The 24848-nt window shown below is 41.9% G+C and carries 24 protein-coding genes; 8 read left to right on the top strand and 16 right to left on the bottom strand.

The genetic code is table 11. The features are described from left to right. Positions 1-108: 108 nt before the first annotated feature. Positions 109-762, bottom strand: coding sequence for a hypothetical protein (locus V7K50_RS11415; RefSeq protein WP_334960048.1), 654 nt, complete (start codon positions 760-762; stop codon positions 109-111). 1264 nt (positions 763-2026) lie between these two features. Here V7K50_RS11415 and V7K50_RS11410 point away from each other — a divergent pair. Both V7K50_RS11410 and V7K50_RS11405 read left to right on the top strand, forming a co-directional pair. Continuing rightward, on the top strand, positions 2027-2863 hold the full coding sequence (locus V7K50_RS11410) for a sulfite exporter TauE/SafE family protein (RefSeq protein WP_334960046.1): 837 nt from the start codon (positions 2027-2029) through the stop codon (positions 2861-2863). Position 2864: 1 nt separating this feature from the next. Continuing rightward, positions 2865-3443: a DUF1634 domain-containing protein gene (locus V7K50_RS11405; RefSeq protein WP_334960044.1), complete on the top strand. Its 579-nt coding sequence runs from the start codon at positions 2865-2867 to the stop codon at positions 3441-3443. 430 nt (positions 3444-3873) lie between these two features. Here V7K50_RS11405 and V7K50_RS11400 read toward each other — a convergent pair whose 3' ends face one another. Continuing rightward, the gene (locus V7K50_RS11400; protein WP_334801950.1) at positions 3874-4143 is read right to left on the bottom strand and encodes a hypothetical protein; all 270 of its coding nucleotides are present in this window, start codon (positions 4141-4143) and stop codon (positions 3874-3876) included. 85 nt (positions 4144-4228) lie between these two features. On the opposite strand from V7K50_RS11400, the gene V7K50_RS11395 reads away from it, so the two are divergent. Next, positions 4229-4690 carry a hypothetical protein gene (locus tag V7K50_RS11395; protein ID WP_334960043.1) on the top strand — a complete coding sequence of 154 codons (462 nt, stop codon included), beginning with the start codon at positions 4229-4231 and terminating at the stop codon, positions 4688-4690. A 101-nt stretch (positions 4691-4791) separates the two neighbouring features. On the opposite strand, the gene V7K50_RS11390 is transcribed toward V7K50_RS11395, so the two are convergent. The 3 genes from V7K50_RS11390 to folK all read right to left on the bottom strand — a co-directional run bounded on the left by V7K50_RS11390 (position 4792) and on the right by folK (position 7130). After that, positions 4792-5601 (bottom strand): prohibitin family protein, encoded by an 810-nt coding sequence (locus tag V7K50_RS11390; protein ID WP_334960041.1) that lies wholly within the window; start codon positions 5599-5601, stop codon positions 4792-4794. 421 nt (positions 5602-6022) lie between these two features. After that, positions 6023-6571, bottom strand: a complete 549-nt coding sequence (locus tag V7K50_RS11385) for an NUDIX hydrolase (RefSeq protein ID WP_334960039.1) — start codon at positions 6569-6571, stop codon at positions 6023-6025. A 37-nt stretch (positions 6572-6608) separates the two neighbouring features. Continuing rightward, entirely contained in the window at positions 6609-7130 is a 522-nt protein-coding gene (gene folK, locus V7K50_RS11380) for a 2-amino-4-hydroxy-6-hydroxymethyldihydropteridine diphosphokinase (protein ID WP_334960037.1), read from the bottom strand. A 393-nt stretch (positions 7131-7523) separates the two neighbouring features. Between folK and V7K50_RS11375 the strand changes: the two genes are divergently transcribed. Then, positions 7524-9791: a transglycosylase domain-containing protein gene (locus tag V7K50_RS11375; RefSeq protein WP_334960035.1), complete on the top strand. Its 2268-nt coding sequence runs from the start codon at positions 7524-7526 to the stop codon at positions 9789-9791. 299 nt (positions 9792-10090) lie between these two features. After that, entirely contained in the window at positions 10091-10321 is a 231-nt protein-coding gene (gene psb35, locus V7K50_RS11370) for a photosystem II assembly protein Psb35 (RefSeq protein WP_334960033.1), read from the top strand. Between the two features lie 54 nt (positions 10322-10375). Here psb35 and V7K50_RS11365 read toward each other — a convergent pair whose 3' ends face one another. From V7K50_RS11365 to V7K50_RS11330, 8 genes are all read right to left on the bottom strand, one after another. After that, entirely contained in the window at positions 10376-10798 is a 423-nt protein-coding gene (locus tag V7K50_RS11365; protein ID WP_334960031.1) for a tellurite resistance TerB family protein, read from the bottom strand. Between the two features lie 57 nt (positions 10799-10855). Then, positions 10856-12367 carry a 16S rRNA (cytosine(967)-C(5))-methyltransferase RsmB gene (gene rsmB, locus V7K50_RS11360; RefSeq protein ID WP_334960029.1) on the bottom strand — a complete coding sequence of 504 codons (1512 nt, stop codon included), beginning with the start codon at positions 12365-12367 and terminating at the stop codon, positions 10856-10858. An 80-nt stretch (positions 12368-12447) separates the two neighbouring features. Continuing rightward, on the bottom strand, positions 12448-13902 hold the full coding sequence (locus tag V7K50_RS11355; protein WP_334801925.1) for a glycoside hydrolase 100 family protein: 1455 nt from the start codon (positions 13900-13902) through the stop codon (positions 12448-12450). A 615-nt stretch (positions 13903-14517) separates the two neighbouring features. After that, positions 14518-15153, bottom strand: coding sequence for a Uma2 family endonuclease (locus V7K50_RS11350; RefSeq protein ID WP_334960027.1), 636 nt, complete (start codon positions 15151-15153; stop codon positions 14518-14520). A gap of 541 nt (positions 15154-15694) precedes the next feature. Next, a complete protein-coding gene (locus V7K50_RS11345) occupies positions 15695-16075 on the bottom strand; it encodes a hypothetical protein (RefSeq protein ID WP_334960025.1) in 381 nt (126 codons plus the stop codon). Positions 16076-16250: 175 nt separating this feature from the next. Beyond that, positions 16251-16385 (bottom strand): hypothetical protein, encoded by a 135-nt coding sequence (locus V7K50_RS11340; protein WP_334960023.1) that lies wholly within the window; start codon positions 16383-16385, stop codon positions 16251-16253. Between the two features lie 354 nt (positions 16386-16739). Further along, positions 16740-16952 (bottom strand): type II toxin-antitoxin system HicA family toxin, encoded by a 213-nt coding sequence (locus tag V7K50_RS11335; protein WP_334960021.1) that lies wholly within the window; start codon positions 16950-16952, stop codon positions 16740-16742. Beyond that, positions 16949-17155 (bottom strand): type II toxin-antitoxin system HicB family antitoxin, encoded by a 207-nt coding sequence (locus tag V7K50_RS11330; protein ID WP_334801918.1) that lies wholly within the window; start codon positions 17153-17155, stop codon positions 16949-16951. The genes V7K50_RS11335 and V7K50_RS11330 overlap by 4 nt, the downstream gene beginning before the upstream one ends. Positions 17156-17612: 457 nt before the next feature. Between V7K50_RS11330 and V7K50_RS11325 the strand changes: the two genes are divergently transcribed. Continuing rightward, positions 17613-19298: a SulP family inorganic anion transporter gene (locus V7K50_RS11325; RefSeq protein ID WP_334960019.1), complete on the top strand. Its 1686-nt coding sequence runs from the start codon at positions 17613-17615 to the stop codon at positions 19296-19298. A gap of 352 nt (positions 19299-19650) precedes the next feature. Here V7K50_RS11325 and V7K50_RS11320 read toward each other — a convergent pair whose 3' ends face one another. Both V7K50_RS11320 and V7K50_RS11315 read right to left on the bottom strand, forming a co-directional pair. Continuing rightward, positions 19651-20334, bottom strand: a complete 684-nt coding sequence (locus tag V7K50_RS11320) for a pentapeptide repeat-containing protein (protein ID WP_334960017.1) — start codon at positions 20332-20334, stop codon at positions 19651-19653. Between the two features lie 258 nt (positions 20335-20592). After that, entirely contained in the window at positions 20593-21267 is a 675-nt protein-coding gene (locus tag V7K50_RS11315; protein WP_334960015.1) for a cadmium resistance transporter, read from the bottom strand. Between the two features lie 668 nt (positions 21268-21935). Between V7K50_RS11315 and V7K50_RS11310 the strand changes: the two genes are divergently transcribed. Further along, positions 21936-22403, top strand: a complete 468-nt coding sequence (locus V7K50_RS11310; protein ID WP_334960013.1) for a Crp/Fnr family transcriptional regulator — start codon at positions 21936-21938, stop codon at positions 22401-22403. Here V7K50_RS11310 and V7K50_RS11305 read toward each other — a convergent pair. Next, positions 22390-23766, bottom strand: a complete 1377-nt coding sequence (locus V7K50_RS11305) for a cobyrinate a,c-diamide synthase (RefSeq protein WP_334960012.1) — start codon at positions 23764-23766, stop codon at positions 22390-22392. The two genes, V7K50_RS11310 and V7K50_RS11305, sit on opposite strands and share 14 nt — an antisense overlap. Before the next feature lie 248 nt (positions 23767-24014). Between V7K50_RS11305 and V7K50_RS11300 the strand changes: the two genes are divergently transcribed. Further along, the gene (locus V7K50_RS11300; RefSeq protein WP_334960010.1) at positions 24015-24653 is read left to right on the top strand and encodes a glutathione S-transferase family protein; all 639 of its coding nucleotides are present in this window, start codon (positions 24015-24017) and stop codon (positions 24651-24653) included. Positions 24654-24848: the final 195 nt, after the last annotated feature.

Below are 24848 nucleotides of genomic sequence, written 5' to 3'. Positions count from 1 at the left end.
ATCCATCAATTTAAACTTAACAGACTAGTACCACAAGGCGGAATTAAAAATGAATACAGTGTCAGCGTTTCATTGATTTTCAATGAGTTTAATTCCTATATATCTCTTCTACGCTTTATTAGTAGGTGCATTGGTAACTTGTGCATCTACAATTTCTTGCGATACGTTTGGGATAAACCAATTCACTTCGCCGGTTTTCAAGATTTTAGTACCAGCTTGATTGAATTCAATCACCCCTGTATCTGGATTTGTCTTTAAAACTAAGTTAGTTCCATTGGGAACCTTAATCACAAAACCACCTGGCGATTCTTGCCCTTGTTCGTCTATTCCCAAAGTAAGGGCTTTAGCGTCATTTGGTAGATAAACTCCCTTGCAATTCCATCTATCTTTAGTTGTCTGACCATTCCCTAGAAAATACAGTGCAGCCCCCTCGGAATATTCGTCATCCTCAATATTTGGTTCTGGACCGTAGATAGCTAGAGTCTTTCCTGTTTGATTACTGCACTGACCCCAGTCGATTCCTGACTCAAAAGCATATTGTTGTAACTCTAATTCGTTGATTTTCCGGTCGATTTGCTCTGGTGTATAACCTTCTAATTGAGTTTGAGTTTTTTCCGCAGTTTTTAAATTATTCAATTCTTGAATCAGCGTTATGTAATCAGGATTTTTGCTATATTGTGGGCGATCGGCTAACGAAGGTTCAGCAAATACTAAACTTGCGAATAATACAACCACCATCAAAATGTATCTCAAACTTTTCATCTTTTTTCCCCATCTGTTAAAAATTGCAGCATCTAGCTCTTTAAACCCTATTATCAACATAATAACTAATGTTAAATATTGATTTTTTAAAAATATGTCTGCGGGAATACTTCCATTTTTTTGATTATTAACTTTAATTCTTACCCTACCATCTCAACGGCATTTTGCAAATATTACCTTTAGCCGATTTAATTTAATACATTAGACCTCTTGCAAAAGTCCCTAATACCCCTCCCCTTATCAAGGCTACGGTGTACACACAAATCCTAAAAACCTAAGTTGATAAGGCTTTACTCGTTCCTGGGCTGCTGCCTGGGAATGCATTCATTGAGTCTCTGGCTCAATGTCTTGACTGGAGGCGGAGCCTCTAGTCAGCCATTCCCATGCAGAGCATGGGAACGAGAGAACAATGGGAAATCGAACTTTTTTCGACTTGTGTGTACACCCTAGCCCCTTATCAAGGGGAGGGGAGAGTTTGCTTTACTCAAATGCGGGGTGGGATTCTTTATTTTTGATTTATGGAAGAGGTCTATTTATCTTTTAAGGAAGAACGTCAAATCCAATTGTCTATATATAGGAATACTATTTGATTTTTGAACAAGACTCGGTGGGATCTATCCCTTGTTTCCTGTTCCCTATTCCCTAGCCACGCAAGTAAATTCAGGAATCAAACCGGATTCTTATATCAGATATATAAGTGAAAATGACGTAGACACAATTTAGAAATTCTTCCTACCAAGGATTTCGGGCAACACATAATTAATTTATCAATAAAACTATTTGCATTCAGATAATTAGTCTGTATTAATTATAGCCAGCTAATACGCACTTACAATGATACCAATTTATAAAAATTGATTTGAAGTAGGCCGATATATTTAATTGATTAATGCAATTTAATCTTTGTGAACAAAAAGAATGATCGTATTTTTGCTAATACTTGATTCTGAGAAATGCATCGGTTAGTATTAAATATACCTTGAGAAATACAATCAAAGATATATTTATTAAGTTAGACATATATCTATATCTCTAAGTAGAAGTTAGAAGCTTTGAGTCTTACTCCCCAACGCTAGTAGGGGAATGGGTTGGGGGTTAGGTCTGTATTGGATTCAACTGCAAACCGCTATATCAAAGTATTTATGCTTCAAAAGCATATAGCCTTTCCATATCTGTAGTCAGTAGCTAACTTGACAATTCAGTTTTCAATAATACAAAAAAATCTTGGCATCTTGATATACGTGTAAAAAAAGAGGAATTAAATTTGACTATTTTAGAATTTTCATTACTAATTTGGATTGGTTCATTTAGTGCTGGTTTGTTAGGGGCGCTAACTGGGTTAGGCGGTGGAGTAGTAATTGTTCCCTTATTAACTTCGGTATTTGGCGTTGATATTCGATATGCCGTTGGTGCTTCACTGGTATCTGTAATCGCTACTTCTTTGGGTGCAGCATCTACCTATATTAAAAAAGGCTATACTAATTTACGATTGGGAATGTTTTTAGAAGTAGCCACAACCATTGGTGCGATCGCAGGCGCAACGATCGCGACTTTTGTCTCCGTGAAAGCTTTAACTATCGTGCTAGCGATCGTCCTGATTTATTCAGCATACATTTCACAAAGACCCAGAATCGAACACTCTGAAGATGAAGTAGCAGATCCCATCGCAAATTATCTCAAACTGAATAGCAGTTATCCAACTCCTGATGGAGTGATGTCTTACCAAGTTCATTCAGTACCAATGGGATTTGGTGTGATGTTAATAGCTGGAGTGCTTTCGGGATTGCTTGGTATTGGTTCCGGGGGATTCAAGGTATTAGCGATGGATCAAGCCATGCGTCTACCCTTCAAAGTTTCTACCACCACTAGCAATTTTATGATCGGCGTGACAGCAGCAGCATCAACTGGAGTTTACCTCGCACGAGGCTACATTGATCCGGGACTATCCATGCCGGTGATGTTGGGGGTATTACCTGGTGCTTTCTTGGGCGCACGAATCCTTACAGGCGCTAAGACAGAGATTTTGAGAATTATCTTCAGTGTTGTGCTGGTGGTAATGGCTTTGAAAATAGTCTACAACAGTTTAATAGGGGGGCTGTAAAATGTATAAATTTAATCCTAGTTTTCGCTGGCCATTACTAGCACAGCCAGATAGGGAAGTGGTGACACTAACCTTACCACAGGAAGATTCAGACTCTAATATCGAACAATTAAAAGAGCAGCCCACTAGCACAGTAGCGCAATTGCCTAATAGCTGTGAGATTGATGTTAACAATAATGTGACCAAAACATCAAGTGAGCAGCAATTGGAATATTTGCTCAGTAACCTGATGAAATATGGCGTTTTGATAGCTAGTGCTGTTGTTTTAGTGGGGGGTATACTCTACTTGATTCATCACGGTGCTGAACCTGCGGGATATCACTTTTTTCAGGCAGTGCCATTAGAACTTCGCTCACCAGTAGGTGTAGTTAATGCAGTTTTATCAGGTAGCGATGCCTACGGCGGGCTACGCCTACGCGCCATTATTCAACTCGGACTTTTCCTACTAATTGCTACTCCAGTTGTGCGCGTTTTTATTTCCTTATTGGCTTTTTTACTACAGCGAGAATTTATCTATGTGATTGTTACCTTATTAGTACTGTCGAGTCTGATTTACAGTCTTGTAGGAGCGTATTATTAATAACATCTTCAAATTTCAAGGGAAAATTAAACTTTTCCCTTTACAGCAGATTGCGAGTTGGTGAGGTACAAAAATACCCTACCTTAACCCTCCCCGATATATCTGACTTTTCACTCTTATCTGGAAAACCTCACTTCCATTCCTCTCTCCTGCAAGGAGAGAGGCTTTGAATTCTCCCCATTCCCTGGTAGGGAAGGGGGCTGGGGGGTTAGGTTTCGCGTTTGTTTTTCCACATAGCGTGAAAAGTCAGCCCGATATACCCGATATATTGGGGAGGGAACTAGATTTGCTGTTTCCCCCCAATATATCGGGGGGATTAAGGGGGGTAATTCACCGTAGCCCCAACCAAGGGAAGGGTGTACTTCATTTACTTGCTGCTGTAAAACACAAGTATTGAGATGCTCCCAGAAATAATTTTTTCGACCTATTATTAACCTTGCAAAAGCTTATTTATTGAACTTATACCCTGTTTAATTTGTTCCGTCAGAGAAGTTATTAATAAGTCCAGGCTTTGGGTTGAAAGATTAAGTAATCCCAAAGCATATAATAGGCTCGAAATACCAATAAATAGAGCCAATAATCTCCCAAAACAACCGGGATTAATTTCAATAAAACCTAATTTAGATTGCCCGATCACAGCAATCGTTATAAAAACAATTCCTGCTATTAAAAATGTGCTATTTGGAGTTAAATCTGTCATTTTCCGATTTTATCACTTCTGATAGTAGACTTTGCCTTAGTTTATATACTAAACTACACTAAGCCGATATGAATAGTGGGTTTCTATGGAAAGCTTCCAAAACGTCAGTCAAGAGTTGAATGTCACAGGAGATACAGCCCTGGAGCAATTACAACAGTCTACTCCAGAAGAGTTCAAAAAAGACATTTTCAAAAAACTCCGAGGTGGATTTTTTCTGGTACTGGGATATTTATTGTCACCATTATGTTGGTGGAATGACCTACTATTTAATCTGCCAATAGCTTATGGTTTTGGGTATGCTTGTAGTTTACTTTCGCCAAAATTACTTCTACCTTGTTCAATTATAGGGTACTGGCTCTCTAATATTGTGGGAATTCTCTTGATGCAATTCGGTTCTAAGGACATTTTTCAAAAAGAACCTCAAGAGCATAACCTCAAAAAAGAATTACTTACGGGTCTAATTTCTTCAACAGTTTATACCCTGTTGATTATGCTATTGATCCAGTTGAAGATTCTTGATTCTCCCATTTTATTTCCCAAGGGTTAATTTAGTTTATCACCTTTCTACAGAACAAAAAAATCCCCGACTTCTTGAAAAAGTCGGGGATTTTAGCCTCTCCGTGGAGAGCAAATCAGTGAAAAATAAGATCAATTTTCATCAAATTTTAAAAATTCACTTAAATTCAACAATTTTGGAGCCTCCTTACTTACAATTAATGGCAGCTTCCCATTCCATTTTTCGATTGCTTGCCTTTGCAAGATTTCTGGAGTTAAACCATCACGTAATAATCTATGCGCCTCAGCCTCTCCTTTGGCTAAATTAACTTTTGCCTCAGCCTGTTTTGTTGCTTTCAGCGCGATAAACTCTGCTCGTTTTGCTTCTTGTTCAGCAATCTGCTTCGCCTCCACCGCCTCCCCAAATCGTTCGGAAAAATGGACATGAACTAGAGAAATATCATCAACTGCAACGTGATAGCTACTCAGTCGTGTGGACAATGCATCATCTACTCCACCTTTAACTTCTTCTCGCTTCGTAATAATTTCTTCAGCAGTATACTTTGCCATGACTGCTTTTAGTATTTCTTCAACGGCTGGGTTAATAATCCGAATGATTACATTTTGTTCATCTCCAATTTCTTGAAAAATAACATTTGCTTCTTGGGGAATAATATGCCAATTAAGAGCGACATCGGCGAAAACATTTTGTAAATCTTTGGAAGAAGCCTCAGCTGAAATTTCCTGTTTTTGGACTCGAATACTCAACTTTTTCACAGTATTGACTACAGGAATAATTAAGTGAAGTCCTTCTCCTAATATTTGGTTTTGCACTTCGCCAAATTTCATCAATACGCCGCGTTCACCTGCATTTACAATCACACAAGGCGTCAGGAGGAGAGTTATCAGAAATAAAAGAGCAGTCAGTTTACCGGCACTGTTAAAAGTTGTAATGTTTTTCATCTGGATGAAACATATATGCGTCTGGCATAGAGACACATATTTAAGAGTTGTGGGCTTCTTCCTGTCATGCTCTTATAACTTTGGCTCGAAGTCAATTTCTATGTCACTCTAGCCAAGGTAACAAATAGCGCTTCCAGTATTACTCGGTTAAGAATATTCGTAAGTTGGGTTGAGCAACGAAACTCAACAAACACATTTTTATTTTTTAGCCAAAACCTACGCAGTATTGATAACGCTTCTTGTTTGAATGAGAAGCGCTAAATAGGTAGACGTAATTAAATCTAAAATAAGGGTATTAAGGGACTGACAAATAAAAAAATATACAACTATTTATTGTGGGGTGGGCGACACGAGAACCCATAGTCAAAGGCGGGCAAGATGCTCACCCCACAAGATTGAATAATTTATTTCTTGGAAGTCCCTAAACTAAAAACGGACGCGCTAGAAAAAAGCTAGAAACTGATTTAGCATCTACCGGTTCTCCCTCCAGAATAGCTTTCTCTAATTCTTCGGGAGTCAAAAACACAGTTTCAATATCCTCGTCTCCATCTTGTGGCGGTGGTGTCTCCAGCTTTTCTAAATCTCGCGCCAGAAAAGCATAGATGATTTCATCAGAATAGCCGGGAGCTAGGAAAAATTCGCCTAACTTGTCCCATTTTTGCGCGCTATAGCCAGTTTCTTCTTGGATTTCACGCTGTATTGTTTCTAAAGGCTGCTCATTTGCTTCCACAGTTCCCGCCGGAAACTCTAATATCCGTCCCTGAATTGCAAAACGATACTGGCGCACGAGTACAAGTTTACCTTCTGGTGTCACCGGCACAGCTAGGGCACCCCCAGGATGACGAATACATTCCCATTCTCCTTCGGATTTATTCGGCAAACGCAAGCGATTGACTTCAAAATCAAACTTGCGTCCTTTATAAAACAAGCGTTGTCTTAGCAGTTGTGGTAATTCTCTACCTAATGGCATAATAAAATTCTGATTATCTGTGAATGCAGAGGCCAAATCAGCGTTCTTCTGCGTTTAAGGATGGTAATTTTAATTGCCCATCAAATAAATGCACATCTGAACAGTCTACCTCTTTCAGCAGTTCTTTAATAACACACCCAGAAACGGGTTCTACCCAATCTGGGGCAATTTCTGTCAATGGTACTAACACAAAAGCTCGATCCCGCATTTGGGGATGGGGAATCTGGAGATTTGGTGTATCCACAATCAAGTCATCATATAATAACAAATCCAAATCCAGGATTCGTGGCCCCCAACGTTCCTGACGCACACGCCCAAATTGTTGTTCAATTCCTAACAAAATTTCTAATAACTGCTGGGGTAGCATTTCTACCTGCAATGTGACGCAGCCATTGAGGTAATCTGGCTGTGGTGGACCCACAGCTTTGGTTTGATACCAATTGGATCTTGCTTCTAAGAGAATACCTGGCGTTTGGGCTAAAGTCCCTATAGCTGCTTCTAAAACTGCCTGGGAATCGCCGATATTACTACCAAGAGCAACGGCGCTTCGTTTGGGCATCGTACTCTCCTTGAGTATGCCGTTTTCGGGCTGTATTTGCGGATACTTAGCTGCACCTGTTCCAGAAAATGCCAAGAGTTTTTATATTCCCAATATTTATCAAAATTGCAGCATTTTTACAAAAGTAAATTCACTAAATGTAAAAAACATTATTTTCCGGTGAATTTAGTTAATTATTTATGGGATATTATACTAACACAAAGGTAGTGCTATAACCCCAAAGCTGATTGATGGTGGTTATATAGTTACTACTTTGAGCGAGGAACTGACGTGGGGAAGCTTACCTCCTGGTTCAAGCGAAAACCAACCAATTAGAGTGACTCTGGACAAGGAGGAACACATGAGAGCTTACCACCACCATATCTGGCGCAGAAGAGGCAGTTACTGAGCAAAATGAAAATTTTACCATCTAGGATGAAGGCCAATCAGTCCACTGGCCGTAAACCACTCTATCGTCGCTTATGGTTTTGGGCCGGCTTGGGTGTTGTCGGTGGCGGGATAGCTGGCTTGATCTACGGCGTTAATTTAATAGATCGGACTTTGCCAGATCAGGCGGAGTTGAATGCCGTGCTGAGAGAGCAAACACTGACTATTAAAGCTGCTGATGGCACCATATTACAACAACAAGGTGAAGCGACTAGAGAACAGCTAAAGCTGGAACAAATACCAGATAATTTAAAAAAAGCTTTCATCGCCTCAGAAGATAGAAGATTTAAGGAACACAACGGAGTTGATGCTCAAGGGATTGTGAGAGCAAGTTTGAATAATTTGCGATCGCAAGGTGTGGTAGAAGGTGGTAGCACTATCACCCAACAGCTAGCCCGGATTCTCTTTTTGAAACAAGAACAGACAATCTGGCGCAAGCTCAAGGAAGTCCGTTTAGCACAAAAAATGGAGCATGAATTAACCAAAGATCAGATTTTAGAGCGTTACTTGAATCTGGTTTATTTGGGATCTGGAGCTTATGGGGTGGCAGATGCCGCCTGGGTATACTTTAGTAAGTCGCCAGACCAACTTTCTTTAGCGGAAATGGCAACGATCGCGGGATTAGCACCTGCTCCTAGCTTATACGCTCCAGACAAAAATCCCACGGCTGCAATCCGGCGGCGAGACTTAGTATTGCTACGGATGCAAGAAGATAAAGTTATTACACCAGAGCAAAGGCAAGCAGCCCTTCAGGAGCCATTAACCCTCAAAAGCAGTTTACCGAAACGAGTGCAGGTAGAATCACCCTATTTTACCAGCTACATCCAAAAAGAATTGCCGAAGTACGTTTCTGCTGACGTGCTAAAAAGTGGCGGTCTAGTAGTGGAAACTACGCTGAATCCAACTTGGCAGAAAGTGGGAGAAGAGGCGGTTGCCAAAACACTACGAAATCAAGGACGCTGGGAAAACTTTAAGCAAGCAGCAATGGTAGCCATTGACCCGCGTAACGGTGAAATTAAGGCAATGGTTGGGGGAAAAGACTTTGGTAAAAATCAGTTTAATCGCGTTACCCAGGCACAACGGCAACCAGGATCGACATTTAAAGGGTTTGTATATGCCACTGCGATCGCTAGCGGTAAAAGCCCCTACGATAGCTACGAGGATGCACCCTTTGTCGTAGATGGCTATGAACCGAAAAACTACAGTGAAAACTTTCACGGTTCAATGAACATGAGAGATGCCCTTACCCGCTCTGTGAATATTATTGCGGTAAAGGTGTTGATTGATGTGGGATTTACGCCAACGATTAAACTTGCCCATGATATGGGCATAAAATCGGAACTCAAGCCCACCTACTCTTTAGCTCTTGGTTCAAATGAAGTGAATCTGCTGGAATTGACCAGCGCTTATGGCAGTTTTGCTACTCTTGGATTGCATACAGAACCTCATGGTATTACTCGCATCCTCAACCGCCAAGGCAAAGTAATCTGGTCAGCTAATTTCAAGCCTAAACGGGCACTTGACGCTGACAGTGCCGCCATCATGACTTGGATGCTACGCAACGTCGTCGAAGAGGGAACTGGTGCTGCTGCCCAATTAGATAATAGGCCAGTTGCTGGCAAAACCGGCACCTCCGACGCCGCCCGCGATTTATGGTTTATTGGCTACATTCCCCAGATGGTCACAGGGGTCTGGCTAGGTAACGATGATAACCGCCCCACAGATGGCAGCAGTGGTAGTGCCGCTTACACCTGGCACGAATTTATGGAAAAAGCGGCAGAGGGGATGTCTGTAGAAAAGTTTCCCAAACGACCCAAGTTAGAAGGTCGCAAAGGCACCATTAAACCCCAGTCCATCAAGCCCAAACAAGTGCTGAATCGTTCTATTGACTCTAATGATGACTCTGAAGGGGAAGGTTCTAAAAATTCTAATTCTGAGGAGAGTGGTTCATCTACCAGACGTAGAAGCAGGAGGAGCTATTCTCAAGAAGAACAGCAATCAAGCGATTCTACCCCAAGACGGAGAAGGCGCGATCGCACTGAAGAATCAAGTTCCAGTAAATCTTCTGAAGAATCATCTACTTCACGGCGGCGCTCTAGAACAGTAGAATCTGATTCTTCTTCTCCCACGCCTGGCAGAAATCGGCGAGAGTCTTCTCCCGCAAACAGTTCAGGTTCTTCAGGTTCTTCATCACCACAACCTAGCTGGCGGGATAGACTTAGACCTCATCAGTAATGGGCATTGGGCATGGGGCATGGGGGAGAATCAATAATTACCGAAAAATTGGGTTTAGAGCTACGTCGTTCTACGACGGCTTTTCTTGTAACTAAGAAGTAATAAGTAAGAAGTAATGAGTAAGAAGTTTTACTTCTTACTCATTACTTATTTACCTCATCTCCCTCATCTCCCCCTACGCCCCTACCCTTTGCCATACAATATCAAGTTACTCAAAACTCAACTACGGGAGGATGTTAAGTGATACGCTCATCTTATAGTGTGTTAATTAATGTTATCTAACCGTGGAGAATATACTCATGCATCTATTTTTTATGCAAACAGCAGCACCAGCTGTTGATGCTGCTCCTCATTTTCCCTTGGCTTTTACCTTGGTGTATGTCGTTGGTTTTATTGCTGCTGTCACCATAGGTTCAATAGCTTGGTACAACTCGAAACGCCCCGCAGGTTGGGAAAGCAAAGACCGTCCTGATTTTGTTCCTAAGGTTGAGAAAGAAGAAACTCCGGGTCTGGGTGATCCGAAGTCATAATTTAGTCATTAGTCATTAGTCATTAGTTATTAGACTATAGACTTTTGACTATGATTAGTTTTGCACTTCAACCCAACGGCGGTAAAGTTTTTGAATTTGTTTGAGAAGGGCAGTATGAGCTGGTTGAGTGGAATCATTCTGCTTAGCTATGTCCTGCAATTCTGTCAGGAGTCTAGCTTCTTCGACGGCAACTTCACCATCGCTATAAATTAAGCCACTGATGGCTTCAATCAGATTTTCACAATCTTCAAGGCTGGGGCGATCGCCTAAATACTCCCGCACCCAGTCATAGCATTCATTTGGCTGTACAGGAACTAATTCGTACAACCAAGGCTTAATTTCTGGATCGTTAGCCAAACCTTTGGCTTGAGCTATTTCACGGAGATATTGCCGTTCTTCAGGCTGGATTCTGCCATCGATCCAGGCTGCTCCAATCAGGATTTTTACTAAGTTTTTCACATTGGAAGGGCTAACCATTGCTGCCACCTCTGGTAGATTAAGACCTCCACCAAATAGTACAATCCCAAACAGTATTCACTCGGAATTATTGGTTTTTCTTAAGCGCACCATAAAAAAGCCATCCATGTCCTGTCGGTGAGGCCAGACTTTAAACCAACCTTGAGCCGTACTATAAGCAGAATCAGGGAACTCAAAGCCTCTCGGAGACTCAATTTGCCAATCAAGTGACTTAGCTAAAAATGCCGCGATCGCTTCTTCATTTTCTGCTGGATGCAATGTACAGGTGGCATAAACTAATACACCACCAGGCTTGACAAAAGTAGACGTATGTGTTATTAATTCTTGTTGCAGCAGCGAAAGTTCCCGGACAGATTCTGGTGTTTGTCGCCAACGCGCATCAGCATGACGGTGCATGGTTCCTAAACCAGAACATGGAGCATCAAGTAATACGCGGTCTGCGGTGTTTTGAAATTGGGTAAAGTGGCGGCTGTCACCAGTGTGAATTTGAATAGATTGTAAATTTAGCCGTTGAGAATTTTCTTGCAGTTTGCGAAGACGAGAGGGAGTGCGATCGCAAGCCCAAATTTTCCCTTTATCGCCCATTAATTCCGCAATGTGGGTTGTTTTACCCCCTGGTGCAGCACAGGCATCAATTACTACCTCACCGGGTTTGGGGTCAAGCAAATGACCTACCAATTGGGCACTACTATCTTGTACAGTCCACCAACCTTCTTTGAAACCCGGTAGTTTTTGAATTGATCCAGCACTACCAATCAATCGTAAGGCTTGGGGTAAATAAGGAATGCGTCTTACCAAAACACCAGCAGATTGCAAAGCCGCCTCAACTTCCTCAATGGAAGTGCAAAGTGGATTGATACGTAAGTCAATTGTTGGTGATTGGTTCATCCATTCACACAGTTTTTCTGTCTCAACCAAACCCAATTGTTCTAACCAAACTTGAATCATCCAGTCAGGAAAGCTGTGTAAAATACCCAAGCGTTCCACCTGACTTTTCACATCATTTGGAAAAGTTAGCGCGAAACCTAACCCCCCAGCCCCCTTCCCTACTAGGGAAGGGGGAGAATTCAAAGCCTCTCCCCTAAAAGGGGAGAGGTTTGGAGAGAGGTTTTCCAGATCGGGTGAAAAGTCAGAGGGTTCCACTGGGTTTTCTGGAAGTTGTAACGGATCGCCCTTTATCTTCTCTACAAGGCGGATGTATTGTCGTAATAGACCGTTAACAAAACCCGTTAGTCCAGAAAAACCGTTTTCTTTAGCGAGTTGGACGGTGGTATTAACAGCAGCTGAGGCGGGAATACGTTCTTGATACCGCAGTTGGTAAAAGCCTAGATGTAAGATGGTGCGGAGGTCTTGTGGTTGTTGGTGAGATTTCTTTTTGGCGAATTGATCAATGAGAGTATCGAGGGTACGTTGCCTTCTGACGCTCCCATAAACCAATTCTGTCATCAAGCGGCGATCGCAATCAGGCAAATTAACTTTTTGCAGCACTCTATCTAGGGCAACATCAGCATAAGCCCCCTTATGAACATCTCGTAAGGCGATAAAAGCTAGTTGACGGGGGTTTGTCATGGAAACACGATTCAGGAGTCAGGAGGCTTTTGTATTCTAACTCCCAACTCCCAACTCCTAACTCCTAACTCCTAACTTCCCTATCGAGTCAGATACGGGTCTACACTGGCAATTTCAAACTCACACGCTCTAGAAACCTGTTCTGCGGGTAATTTTCCAAAGCTGATTAATGGTAAATAAGTGGGGTTTGCCATCAGTTCTTTTGCTAATAAGAACCCAGTAATTGTCCAAGTTTGATATTTCCTTGCTTGTTTCCCAATCAGTCGCCCTTTCTTACCATCGTAATATTCTGGCCATTCATCTGTACTGAGGCGTCCTTGGGCAGTTTCAATCGCCTTTTGTGCAAGACTTGTTCTATTAGTTTTCACCGCCGCCGCCGCCAACATCCACATTAAAACTGGCCAACTACCAGCATTATGATACGACCAGGGTATATTTTTGGGGTCACATCCAGTTACAATTCTGTATTCTTCATGTTCCAAAGCTGGGAAACATATTTTCATTGGCATATCTCCCACCAAGTCGTCCCATCGTTCCTCAATGAGAGTCATAATCGCTTGTGACTGTTCTTCGGTGGCTAAATCGGAAATGATTGCCATTAAGTTTCCGAGTGAAAAGAAGCGAGTATCTAACTGTGACGGGCCAACATTACCTGCTAGATAACCACCCTTTTTTGGTAGCCACTTATCTAACTCATAATAGGGAATAGAATCTACATATATGTTGAACAGATTAACGGCAGCCTTGCCATATTCTTCGCTTTTGAAGCGATAAATTGCATTCAGACGATTAATATCTATCCAATAATGCTGGCGAATATGAGCGCATAAAAGAGGCAACCGGTTATCAATAGCTGCAACGATATCAGAATTTCCTTGGCAAATTAGTAGTTCACGAGATGCACGCAATGCCGTGTAGAAAAGAACTTGTAGTTCTAGAGGATGGCCATAAATGCCCATACGACGGTCAATCATACAAGCGCCATCTGGAACCAACAGCGTTGGGTACATATCAAAACGATTAGCCAAGCAGATTTCCATGATTAACCTGATGCCATTTTGGAATTCAGGTTGATAGGCTAGAGAAAAATCCTCTGTGGCGATTACATAAGCACGCAACAAAATAATCCACCATAGGCAAGAATCTACAGGTGTAACTCTAGCGATCGCGTGTTCACCAAAGTCTGCTTCTAAATATTCTTGCCCATTGTCTGATACTACTTTAAAGCTAGCTGGTATTAATCCTCGTCCCGGCTTATAGGCATCTAATGCCTTTTCTTTAGGCTGTAACTTTAAGGTTTCTTCTAAAAAATTACGAACAATATCTGTTCTACCTTTGATCAGAAAAATTAGAGCGGAAGAGACAAAATCTCGGACAAAGCACTGATCGTAATTGAGCGCTTCTACAGATGCATCATAAGCGGCTATCGTCCCAACGGGGCGGCCTTGATAGTAGAGAATTGATTTTTCTAGCGCTTGCCAAGCTTCTTCCAGTTCTTTTAAATTTTCAGTAGTTTCCAATTCGTTTAGTTGCATCGCCAGAATAACTCCATTTCAGTTGTGAATTTGTGGTAGATGCGTCTTCATTTATTATTTTTGCCATTCTCAGCATAACAAAACCGATTCTGGGAATAGCAAATATAATTGAGAGAAAAATTAACTAACTAACAAAGAATAAATCTGCTGACATTTATACAGATTTATTGCTAGTTCATTTGCTTATAATCGATTGCTCTTTTGGTGAATTATACTTGTTTTTATCCACCGCAAGTAGTAACATCACTCCTAAAAACAGTCACACAAGATATATTTTTAGATAATTTATTGTTCTGTTGTATACCTGGAATGTTTGCTTTACCAAACAAAAATATATCTTCAGTACTGTTTAGGGTTTATGTGAAGTTAAAGCTGGTTGCAGTATATTTACTTGAGCAGGATTAGTTTTTTACACTAATAACTGAGACTATTCCCCCATAATCTAACAATCTATAACGTTTTTTCAAAATATGCAATATGAATGCTCGAAAATTTAATATGTCAATATTTCTCAAGGGTTAAATACATTACTCTGCTGACAGATGACATGGAGCGTTTATGGGAGTGATACCTATAGGCAGAGCCTCGCTTATGGGTATTATCACGGGAACGAGATCATGTCACCTTGACACAGCTACTGTTCTCCCAAAGCAGCCTTAAACACTTGTTAGCAGTCAGACTTAGCTCTCTTAAGGTTGGCGATTGAATTCGGTCATTACCACGAAACTGAGTGACTTGGTACTCACCTTCCACTAATCTGTAAACTGATATTGTCGGTTGTTTAGGATTGCCGATAAACCGTTTTCCACCAAGAGCAGCATAGTCAACAATCCAATATTCGGAAATTCCCATTTCCTCATATTCACCGAATTTGAGAAAGTAATCATCTCGCCAATTTGTACTCACAACTTCTACTACCAATGGAATTGATGCTGCTTGAGTAACTGTTGATGATTTTTTCCAAAGTGGTTCATTAATTAAGTTAGGGATATTCAATACCAGCACATCTGGAATATAACCAGATTTTTTATCAACAGATTTGACTAATGCTTGAGCAGGAATCGAATAAGCTAGATTAAACCTGCGAATCTCAAAATTTAGTTCTCTAATCAGAAATGCTCTGACTAACTCATGTTCTCCTGTCGGCTGCATTTCAACTATTACTCCTTTATGTAATTCATATCTGCCGTTCTCCGGTTTCCATTCGACAAATTCTTCAAAATTTATCGTTTCTACTAAATGTTGAAACATAACACTATTTCCTCAAATATTATTCATATTTTGACTCTGACTTTTCACGATATCTGGAAAACCTCTCTCTAAGTCTCTCTCCTAGAAGGAGAGAGACTTTGAATTTCCCCCCTTAGCGACGCGGGAAGGGGGTTAGGCGGTTAGGATTTTCGTGGGCTTTTCCAGATGACGTAAAAAGTCATATTTTGACTAGCATCGATAAACTGCTAACTTCATATTACCTACTGCTGGAATTCTTTATAAGCTCGATTAATTGCTTACATTGAGGCTTTTGCGATGTCTACGACGGGCTACGCCTACGCAGAACTATTGACAAGAACATAGACTTGATAAATTTTTGTGATTTACTGACTTTATGAAATCTTGATAGGATATGTGAGTTTTTAATAAAAATAAACCGCACTCGTCGTAGAGGAAGAGAGATTTTTAAATAGTGAAAGCCCTTCGGTAAGTTCACCGAAGAGCTAAAAATAATATTTGTCCCAGAGGTGCTGTGCAAAGTTTAAATTTAATCTTGCACAACTCTTGTAATCAACTAAATTCAAGGGTTTGGCTCAGTGTGGTTAATAACTGTCCATGCGCTGTATCCAACATAGCCAACTGCTGCTGTTGCGGCTACTGGAAGTAATATCGGAGCTACTACAGCCGATCCAACCGCAGTTAAAGTTCCAATCGCTGCCCCTGCTACTGCTGAACCAACCGCAGCCCCTGCGCCTAGTACTGCTGAACCAACCACAGCCCCAGCCCCTGCTAGAACTGCCGTCTGGCCCGTAGCAATCAGCGTTACCACGCTGCCCGAAGCCACCCCAGCGCCAAATGCCGCAAGATTTCCACAGTTACTGCCTGACTCACAGTTGAAAATTATCACATTTCCTGTTGCTGCCTGAGCCGGAGCAGGTGAAATCGTCAGAGCGCTAGTCACTATCAGCAGTGTAAGTAAGCAAATTGAAATTAGTCTTTTGGCATTCTGAAATATACATTGCATGGCAGTTGTGTCTTAACTTTAATGTTGATAGCTTACTTAAGCTAACTTCCTCATTTTAAGTAATAAAAATTACAGCAACCTCAGTAAAATCCGCCAATGTCTAAAACTATTATTAGGTTAGTTGAGAAAATATACCTAAAAATCCAATAATTATTTCTATCGTGCTTGAGTGATCTGCTGCTGTTGCTGCCACCGAATCAGGAATTGGTAAAATTGTCGAGGCGATGGTAAATATCTGACTTTTCAAGGGATCTGGAAAACCTCGCTTCTATTTCTCTCTCCTACAAGGAGGAGCCACTGCGTTGGGCGGCGAGCCACTCTTGTTGCACGTGACGTTATGATACTTTGAATTTTCCCCCTTCCAGTGTCGGGAAGGGCGCTAGGGGGTTAGGTCTTTCATGGGCTTTTCCACATGATCTGAATTGTCAGCGTGCAATTATATCATAGTCATGGGAACACAATCTGCTGAAATCAGCTTCTAATCTACCTTTCAAGCACCATTTGTACTTTTACTGAAAATATTGAATGAACTTTTCGTAAAGTAGAAAAAGCCAAAATACTCAAATTAACCAAGCTTATTTAGATAAAATTCAAACTGTGATCACAAATCTTCAGGTGTTAAACCTGTCACTTTGGCAATTCTTGCTAACATCCGAAGCCCAATCTCTTGACCATCGTGAAAGGCAAACACAAAATCAGCCCAATCAGGGCGTGTCAGAATTTTATGCGAACCTGATTGGCGTTTAATCTCCCAACCAATACTCAGCAAAGCAGCTAGGACACGCTTTGCCTTTGTGCTAGACCACTCACTCATGCTGCGGCAAATGAAACGCTGACTAGCTTTGGAGTTACTTCCCCATGTTCCAGCTTATCTGCCAACACACGCAGAGCTAATGCTTGAACTCTAGCAACTGCTTCTTCTCGTGTCTGCCCGTAAGTCAGTACACCAGGAAAATCAATCACTTCAGCTAGAAAGCGTCCATCCTCTTCTTGTTCAATCTCTATGGTGAAGTTCATAGCCAAAAAATTTATAAGGCTTCTGTTGATTCTAGCAAGCACAAAAAAAGCCAGAGCTATCAAACCTACCAACCGTCGCCCTGGAAAAGAACTCTGTAGCGATCGCACACTATGCAATCTAACTTTTCACGTTATGTGGAAAAGCTAACGATTAACCTAACCCCCTAACCCCCTTCCCGATGCGGGAAGGGGGAAAAATCAAAGTCTCTCTCCTTTTAGGAGAGAGATTTAGAGAGAGGTTTTTCAGGTACGGTGAAAAGTCCGACTAGACAATACACACTACATACACCATGTCAAGTAAACCTGCGCTTTTATTAATCAGTAAATAGCCTAACTTGAATAAAAAACCCACACCCAATGGCGAAATATTCCACAACCCTGATGAAATCTACCGAAAAGATCGAATAACATTTGTGTGTGCTTCAACAAATTGTGTACAAGAGTTGAAAATGACGATATGGCAACATCTGATATCCTCAAAGAACCACTGCTTTTGCGTCTGAGTCGCTTGTTTGGTGGACTGCGTGGCGATTTGACGGGAGGACTAACAGCAGCAGTGGTAGCATTGCCTTTGGCTTTAGCTTTTGCCGTGGCTAGTGGTGTGGAACCAAAAGCGGGACTTTACACCGCGATTGTGGCGGGAATTGTCGCCGCAATTTTTGGTGGTTCCTCAGTACAGATTACAGGGCCAACAGGTGCAATGGCTGTGGTTTTGGTGGGAATTGTCGCCAAATACGGCCTTGAGAAAGTTTGGATTGCTGGGGTGATGGCTGGGATTATCCAAATTGCCTTGGGGGTTGCCAAACTTGGACAGTTAGTAAAGTTTATTCCCTACCCGGTAACGGCAGGTTTTACTAATGGTATCGCCGTGATTATTTTTTGTGGTCAGTTAAATAATTTCTTTGGTTTAAAATTACCACGTAGTGAACATTTTTTGCCGGGACTGTGGCAAAGTCTAACTCATGTAGAAGCTCTAAATTGGGCAGCAGTTGGTTTAGCTGTAGTGGTGATTGCAACTAATGTTTTGTGGCCGAGGATTAATACGACAATACCAGGTTCTTTAGTGGGGCTGGTGTTAGCAACTGCGATCGCATCTTCTTTTCATCTGAATGTACCAACAATTGGCACCATTCCTCAATCTTTACCGATGCCTCAAGGTATTCCCCACTGGAATGATTTTAGTGTGATTCGAGAACTAATTAACCCGGCTTTGGCTTTAGCTGCACTGGGAAGTATTGAATCGTTGCTATCGGCGGTGGTGGCTGATGGCATGACTGTCAGCGAGAAACATAATAGCGATCGCGAGTTAATTGGTCAAGGTTTGGCTAATATGATTGTGCCATTTTTTGGTGGCATCCCCGCCACAGGTGCGATCGCTCGGACTGCTGTAAATGTCCGTTCTGGCGGCAAAACCCGATTATCTGGGGTAATTCACGGTGTTGCTTTAGCCATCATCGTCTTAACTTTAGCACCCCTAGCAGCACAGATACCTTTAGCTGCACTTGCTGGGATTCTGATGGTGGTTAGTTTGCGGATGATTGAGTGGGAAGCCATTGGTTTATTGATGCGTGCTACCTACTCCGACTTTGCGGTGATGATTCTCACCTGGCTAGTGACAATCTTGTTTGACTTAGTTCTCGCTGTGGAAGTGGGATTGATTGCAGCCGGAGCCTTATTCATCAAACGGATGAGCGATTTAAGCTTAGTTAAAATACCTGAAACTGAAGTATTTCCCCCTGGTACACCTCTGGAATTAGGTAAAGAAATTGCCGTTTATCGGGTAGATGGCCCCGTATTTTTTGGTGCTGCTGAACGGTTTGCTACCTTCCTCCGCGATGAACCGGAAGTAAAGTATTTAATTCTGCGGTTGCGGTTTGTCCCAAATATGGACACAACTGGGTTAGTAGCTTTAGAGGATATTTATCATGACTTGGAACGGCACAATTGCCGCTTAATTCTCACAGGTTTACAACCCGAAGTCAAACAACTACTAGAGCGTACAGGATTGTTAAATACAATTGGGTTATCAAATTGTTTTGAAACAACCACAGATGCGATTTGCTCTATCTCTCCTCAGATTGCGTGTTCTCAACCTGTAGCAGCTAATTTGAAAACAAAAGAATTAATGGAACTAATTGACTGATAATATTTTGCCAATTCAATCCCTCAAGCAAGCCTTTCGTCTAAGAGGATGTTTTAAAAGTGGTTGGTTGTAATTTTAGGCACTTGAAGATCCTCCCTAACCCCCCTTAAAAAAGGGCGAAGAATCAAAGTCCCCCTTTTTAAGGGGGATCTTCAACCAATTAGTGGTTGGCTGTAATTTTAGGTACTTGGAGATCCCCCCTAACCCCCCTTAAAAAAGGGCGAAGAATCAAAGTCCCCCTTTTTAAGGGGGATTTAGGGGGATCTTCAACCAATTAGTTAAAGCCTGTATTCATTGCTGAATCAGGCTTTTGATGTTTGTGATTAAATTTATCCGGTTAACTTCAGTTTAATTACCGAATAGCGAATCCTTCTGGTCTGATTGCATCTTCCAAATCAACGCCCATCAGGTTCGCTCCTTGGATGTTTGCATTTGTGAGATTTGTATTTTCAAAGTCTGCGTCCTGGAGGTTAGCTGTTTGCAGGTTTGCTCCCACCAGGTTGGCTTTCTCTAAGTCTGCATCAAAGAGGTTTGCTCCCACCAGGTTCGCTCCCAAAAGGTTTACCTTGCCTAAATCTGCACCTTGAAAGTTAGCGCCTTGTAAGTTTGTTTGTTGTAAGTTAGCTCTTTCTAAGTCTGCATTTTGTAAGTTAGCACCCTCTAAGTTTGCCGCTTGCAGGTTTGCGTCCTTTAACATTGCTCCAGTCAAGTTACAGCCGACACATTCATTGGTTTGCAATAAATGTCTAACATTTGCTGCTACAGATACTATTGGCGATACAACCGGGGATATTACTGGTGCTGTTACAGACTCCATTGGCGATTCAATTGGAGATATTGATGGTGCTGTTACAGACTCCATTGGTGATTCAATTGGAGATACTACCGGAGCTAGTTCAGATTCCGTGGGTATGGATGGTGTTAGTGTTTGCGCTCTAGCGCTGGGCTGGACAAGCAGAGTAAATCCCGCTACAACTACCAGAAATACGGCAGTTACGAGCCACTGAGTTAATTTTTTAGAATTTGATTGATTCATTAGTTCCTTCATAACCTGATTCTTATTGGTGGGCTTGTTTTTATAAGAGCCATCGATAATGTGCTTTATTCTCACTTTAGATAACTTGATTCATAAGAGCAAATATTATTTTGATTCATATTGATAAATTCAAGTGATTAATAAATCTTTTCGGATGGGAAACGATCGCAGATTTTTAATTACATCAGAAACATCGCATCCCAAACAAGTTTTCAGATCAGGTGCTGATCTACGCCTGTGGTAGACACCACCTCATACCTAATTGCCAAGCATTGCCATACTAGGTAAAAGTCGATATGTTTCACTTTTAATCAAGATAGAGAGTCCCAAGTAAATTAAGACAAAGGGGAAGATTTTCCGACCGTAGCGAGTTAAAACGGGAGTCATGAGAGGATTACGAGTCAGGTTGTAAGAGAGGAAACACCACACGCCAACAGTGAAATAGCAAACGCACAGAATTACACCCAAACTTGGAAGATTACTACTGGCAAACAATGGTACATAAATTCCAATGTTGTTTCCCCCATTGGCAATGGTGACAGTGGAAACGCGGTAGGTTTGAGGATCGCGGATGGTTTCTAATAGTGATTTCTTCTGGCGTCCAGATTTGACGGGAGAAGTTAATTCAACTGATACTGCTTGTACTGTCTCTCCCTCTTCTTCTCGACTGATGAGATTACTGATACCAATGGCGACGGGAAGCAAACCTAGCAAACCAATCCAGGTGGTTGGAATAATCAGACCACCGAAAAAACCAGGGAGACTAGCAAAGACTAAGGCAGTGAATCCGAGAAATTCACCGAGAATAATATGCTTAGGACGAAAGCTGCGATTGACTTTTCCAAAAAAAGCTGTCAAGTATAAATTGTCATCAAAGGTGGTTGCAAAAGCGGCAGAAATTCCAATAATCAATGTACTAATTAGCCAAGTCATAATTGTTGCTCACGATAATTCAATGCTGTTTGCCTTAGTCCTTCTCTGCTTCTGGTAATGAGGGCAGTTCAGGAAATTTTGTGACTGTTTTACCTAACGACAACCGAGCAAGGTTCGTTATTCATCAGCCAGTTTCCCAATTTGTAGAATTTCTGGTGGCGATGTCTACGGCAGTAAACTACGCCTCCAATCAAATTGGTGATTTTTTTCTCAGCAAGGTACCTTGGGAGCTCATGGAGTCAATATTAGGGCTTTCAACGAAATAAGAGCAAATACTCTTGTTTTTCAAAAGGATAAGTAAAAGTGATTGATAACTTGACTATTATGTTGTTTTCGTTTGCATACTCCATATCGGAACGAGAGAATACCTAATATTGAGCTATTGTTTGAGTTATATTCGGTGCGTAGTTTACCAACCTAGGCATCGCTCCGATTTAGGACTTACGCAAAACTACATGCTGTAGGGGCAATTCATGAATTGCCCCTACCTAAAAATCATTCTTTTCAGCTATTGTTTGCGTAAGTCGTGCTATTAAACAGAACTCTTGTCAGATGGTAAAACCTGAGATATCCTTGGCTACTAGCGTTCAACATCGGTTAATATGACTAATTGCGCTCTGGCTTCGGTTTGAAAATTTACAGTAATGTTTGATGTTTAACTTGTAATTATGCTAACCAGTGTTGACCGTTTATTATTTGTCCGGCGAGTCCCGATTTTTAAGGAATTGCGGGATGATTTTATTGTGCGGCTCACTTCAGTAATGAACGAATTGTCATTCCCAGCTAATTACACCATCTTTCGACAAGGAGAAGAAGGGCGATCGCTCTATATTGTGGTGTCAGGTAGAGTTAAAGTTCACATTGGCAATAAACAGTTGGCAGAGGTAGAACAGGGAAAATACTTTGGTGAGATGGCAGTATTTGATACTCAACCTCGTTCCGCCAGCGCCACGACTCTGGAACCTTGTGAATTTTTAGAACTGACCCAAGAGCAACTTTATGATGCCATCGAAGAAACTCCCGAAATTGCCGTAAATATCATTCGGGAGTTATCCCGTCTGATTCGCAGATTGAATGACGATATGAGTGTAACGAGTCCCCCACGGACAAATCCGGGGGTTTTTAGCAGAGAGTGAGAAATTTCAGACATTCTTTTAAAAACTGCTGGGGAATTTCTCTACTTTCTCCCCAATGCAAATGCACATAAGAAGCATGAACATTTGCAGGTAAACCCCATCCTTCGCATCCCATATTTTCTTCACAGTCGTAGCGAGAGGTTGCAAATAGGGGCTGAGTGGGAGTTACGGTTAAATGGGAACGATGAAACTCATGTCCGTAAACAGTTGTACCTGTATTCACTAACAGATTATCTTGCAAAGCGACTGCACGACGATAGCCCAAAGTTAAACGCCCACCCATCACAGCAGATGTGGGTAAAACTCCCGCCATCGTCCAAGATTTACCCTCAAAATCGGTAATTTGCTCACACAAATACATCAATCCACCGCATTCGGCAATTGTGGGCATTCCTTTAAGTATTGCCGTTTTCACTGCATCACGAACGCTGATATTTTCTGCTAATTGCTGGGCAAAAACTTCCGGGAAACCACCGCCAAAATACATTCCCTGGATATCTTTGGGGATATCAGCATCTTCTAAGGGACTCCAGAAAACCAGTTCTGCACCAAGCTGTTGCAGCAAATCGAGATTGTCTTGGTAGTAAAAATTAAAAGCGGGATCGCGGGCTACTGCAATTCTCACAGAGGAGGGGCGATGAGGAGGATGAGAGGGATGAGGCAGAGGTTTTGATTTTAACAAAGGTAATAAGCGTTGCCAATCAAAGCAACTATCTCCTAAATCGGCGAGGCGATCAATTAAAGCGTTGAGTTCGGGAAGTTCGGCTGTGGGTACTAAACCCAAATGGCGATCGGGAATTGTGATGTTATCTTGACGGCGCAGTACGCCGAGAATCGGTAATTGTAAAGGTTGTAGGGAATCTTTGAGGAGAGAGAGATGGCGATCGCTACCCACGCGATTTAAGACTACCCCAGCTATTTTAATTCGCGGATCAAAAGATCGGTAGCCGTGAGCGATCGCCGCTACAGAACCAGATAAACGACTACAATCAATCACCAACACCACAGGCAAATCTAAAAGCCGCGCAATATGTGCAGTACTTGCAAAGTCTGTTGATTTTTGCTTTTCTTGCCCATGCCCAATTCCATCAAATAACCCCATTACCCCTTCCACTAGGGCATATTCACTCAAATGACTATGACGGGCAAAACATTGCTGAACGTAGGCTTCGGAAGTCAGCACTGGGTCTAAATTGCGACAAGCACGACCGGTTACGTGTCGATGAAACATCGGATCAATGTAGTCTGGTCCAACCTTAAAAGATTGCACCAGGCGATCGCGACGGCGTAAAGATGCTAAAAGGGTGAGGGTGACTGTTGTCTTGCCCACTCCACTACGTTCCCCGGCAATGACTAAAGCCATAAATGAAACAAATTAGGTTTTTTATGCAGTAACTATTTTGACTATTGCCTGTGCATATCTGGTCACTTTTGGTAAAAGCAGATGCGGCAGTTTGTGATTTATCTAGAATCAACTAACTCAAACTTATACCAATTAGAAACAAGAAAACCACCCAATTAGGGGAATTCGGCTGGAAAAGTCTGTCTAATAATATAGTTGGAGATTAGGCGAAATCAGATAGTAATACGCAACCAAAAGAGGAACGTTTTATGATAACCGTGCATCATCTTAACAACTCGCGATCGCAGCGTGTGCTGTGGCTGCTGGAGGAATTAGGTATCGAATACGAGATCAAATTTTATGAACGCGATCCAAAGACGATGATGGCACCAGAATCCCTGCGCCAAGTCCATCCCCTCGGCAAGTCACCAGTAATCACAGATGGAGATGTCACAATCGCTGAGTCGGGCGCGATCATTGAATACCTAGTTGAGCGCTACGGTAATGGTCAGCTAGTCCCAGCATCCGGTACGCCGGAGCATCTGCGCTATACATATTGGCTACATTACGCTGAAGGCTCGGCAATGCCCCTGCTGGTGATGCGGCTGGTCTTGGATAATTTCGGTGCAGGAGACAGCAGCGTAGTTAGAGGATTTGTCGCCCCTCAGATTAAACTTCACTTTGACTATATAGAAGGTGAACTTCGTAAAAGTACGTGGTTTGTAGGAGAAGAATTTACCGCCGCCGATATCCAAATGAGCTTTCCCCTGGAAGTAGTCGCCATGCAAAAAGAAGAAGTTCAGAACTGGCCAAAGCTGAAAGAATTTGTCGATCGCATTCAGACGCGACCTGCTTACAAACGCGCCCTTGACCGTGGAGGTAAGTATGACTTTTCGGCTAACCCCTAATCCTTTCAAGAACTTCTAACAAAAATGAGGGTGAGCAACTATAGCGGTTCCCATTCAGATGCGGTACAACATTACATCACGAAATGTAGGGGCACGGCAATGCCCATTGGTGTCAACTTAAGCAAAAAGTAAGCAAAAGATGTAATCTAAGAACATCAATAATGATGTTCTTAGAGATACATCATGGCAAGAAAA

Source organism: Nostoc sp., assembly GCF_036917135.1.
Taxonomy (GTDB): Bacteria; Cyanobacteriota; Cyanobacteriia; order Cyanobacteriales; family Nostocaceae; genus Nostoc.
Note: the sequence above shows the minus strand (reverse complement) of the source record. Positions and strands in the feature narration are given on the sequence as shown.

Coding starts and splice junctions, on each gene's coding strand:
- V7K50_RS11415 (WP_334960048.1), bottom strand. CDS start 762: ATGAAAAGTTTGAGATACATTTTGATGGTGGTTGTATTATTCGCAAGT.
- V7K50_RS11405 (WP_334960044.1), top strand. CDS start 2,865: ATGTATAAATTTAATCCTAGTTTTCGCTGGCCATTACTAGCACAGCCA.
- V7K50_RS11400 (WP_334801950.1), bottom strand. CDS start 4,143: ATGACAGATTTAACTCCAAATAGCACATTTTTAATAGCAGGAATTGTT.
- V7K50_RS11395 (WP_334960043.1), top strand. CDS start 4,229: ATGGAAAGCTTCCAAAACGTCAGTCAAGAGTTGAATGTCACAGGAGAT.
- V7K50_RS11390 (WP_334960041.1), bottom strand. CDS start 5,601: ATGAAAAACATTACAACTTTTAACAGTGCCGGTAAACTGACTGCTCTT.
- V7K50_RS11385 (WP_334960039.1), bottom strand. CDS start 6,571: ATGCCATTAGGTAGAGAATTACCACAACTGCTAAGACAACGCTTGTTT.
- folK (WP_334960037.1), bottom strand. CDS start 7,130: ATGCCCAAACGAAGCGCCGTTGCTCTTGGTAGTAATATCGGCGATTCC.
- V7K50_RS11375 (WP_334960035.1), top strand. CDS start 7,524: ATGAAAATTTTACCATCTAGGATGAAGGCCAATCAGTCCACTGGCCGT.
- psb35 (WP_334960033.1), top strand. CDS start 10,091: ATGCATCTATTTTTTATGCAAACAGCAGCACCAGCTGTTGATGCTGCT.
- V7K50_RS11365 (WP_334960031.1), bottom strand. CDS start 10,798: ATGGTTAGCCCTTCCAATGTGAAAAACTTAGTAAAAATCCTGATTGGA.
- rsmB (WP_334960029.1), bottom strand. CDS start 12,367: ATGACAAACCCCCGTCAACTAGCTTTTATCGCCTTACGAGATGTTCAT.
- V7K50_RS11355 (WP_334801925.1), bottom strand. CDS start 13,902: ATGCAACTAAACGAATTGGAAACTACTGAAAATTTAAAAGAACTGGAA.
- V7K50_RS11350 (WP_334960027.1), bottom strand. CDS start 15,153: ATGTTTCAACATTTAGTAGAAACGATAAATTTTGAAGAATTTGTCGAA.
- V7K50_RS11335 (WP_334960021.1), bottom strand. CDS start 16,952: ATGAGTGAGTGGTCTAGCACAAAGGCAAAGCGTGTCCTAGCTGCTTTG.
- V7K50_RS11330 (WP_334801918.1), bottom strand. CDS start 17,155: ATGAACTTCACCATAGAGATTGAACAAGAAGAGGATGGACGCTTTCTA.
- V7K50_RS11325 (WP_334960019.1), top strand. CDS start 17,613: ATGGCAACATCTGATATCCTCAAAGAACCACTGCTTTTGCGTCTGAGT.
- V7K50_RS11320 (WP_334960017.1), bottom strand. CDS start 20,334: ATGAATCAATCAAATTCTAAAAAATTAACTCAGTGGCTCGTAACTGCC.
- V7K50_RS11315 (WP_334960015.1), bottom strand. CDS start 21,267: ATGACTTGGCTAATTAGTACATTGATTATTGGAATTTCTGCCGCTTTT.
- V7K50_RS11310 (WP_334960013.1), top strand. CDS start 21,936: ATGCTAACCAGTGTTGACCGTTTATTATTTGTCCGGCGAGTCCCGATT.
- V7K50_RS11305 (WP_334960012.1), bottom strand. CDS start 23,766: ATGGCTTTAGTCATTGCCGGGGAACGTAGTGGAGTGGGCAAGACAACA.
- V7K50_RS11300 (WP_334960010.1), top strand. CDS start 24,015: ATGATAACCGTGCATCATCTTAACAACTCGCGATCGCAGCGTGTGCTG.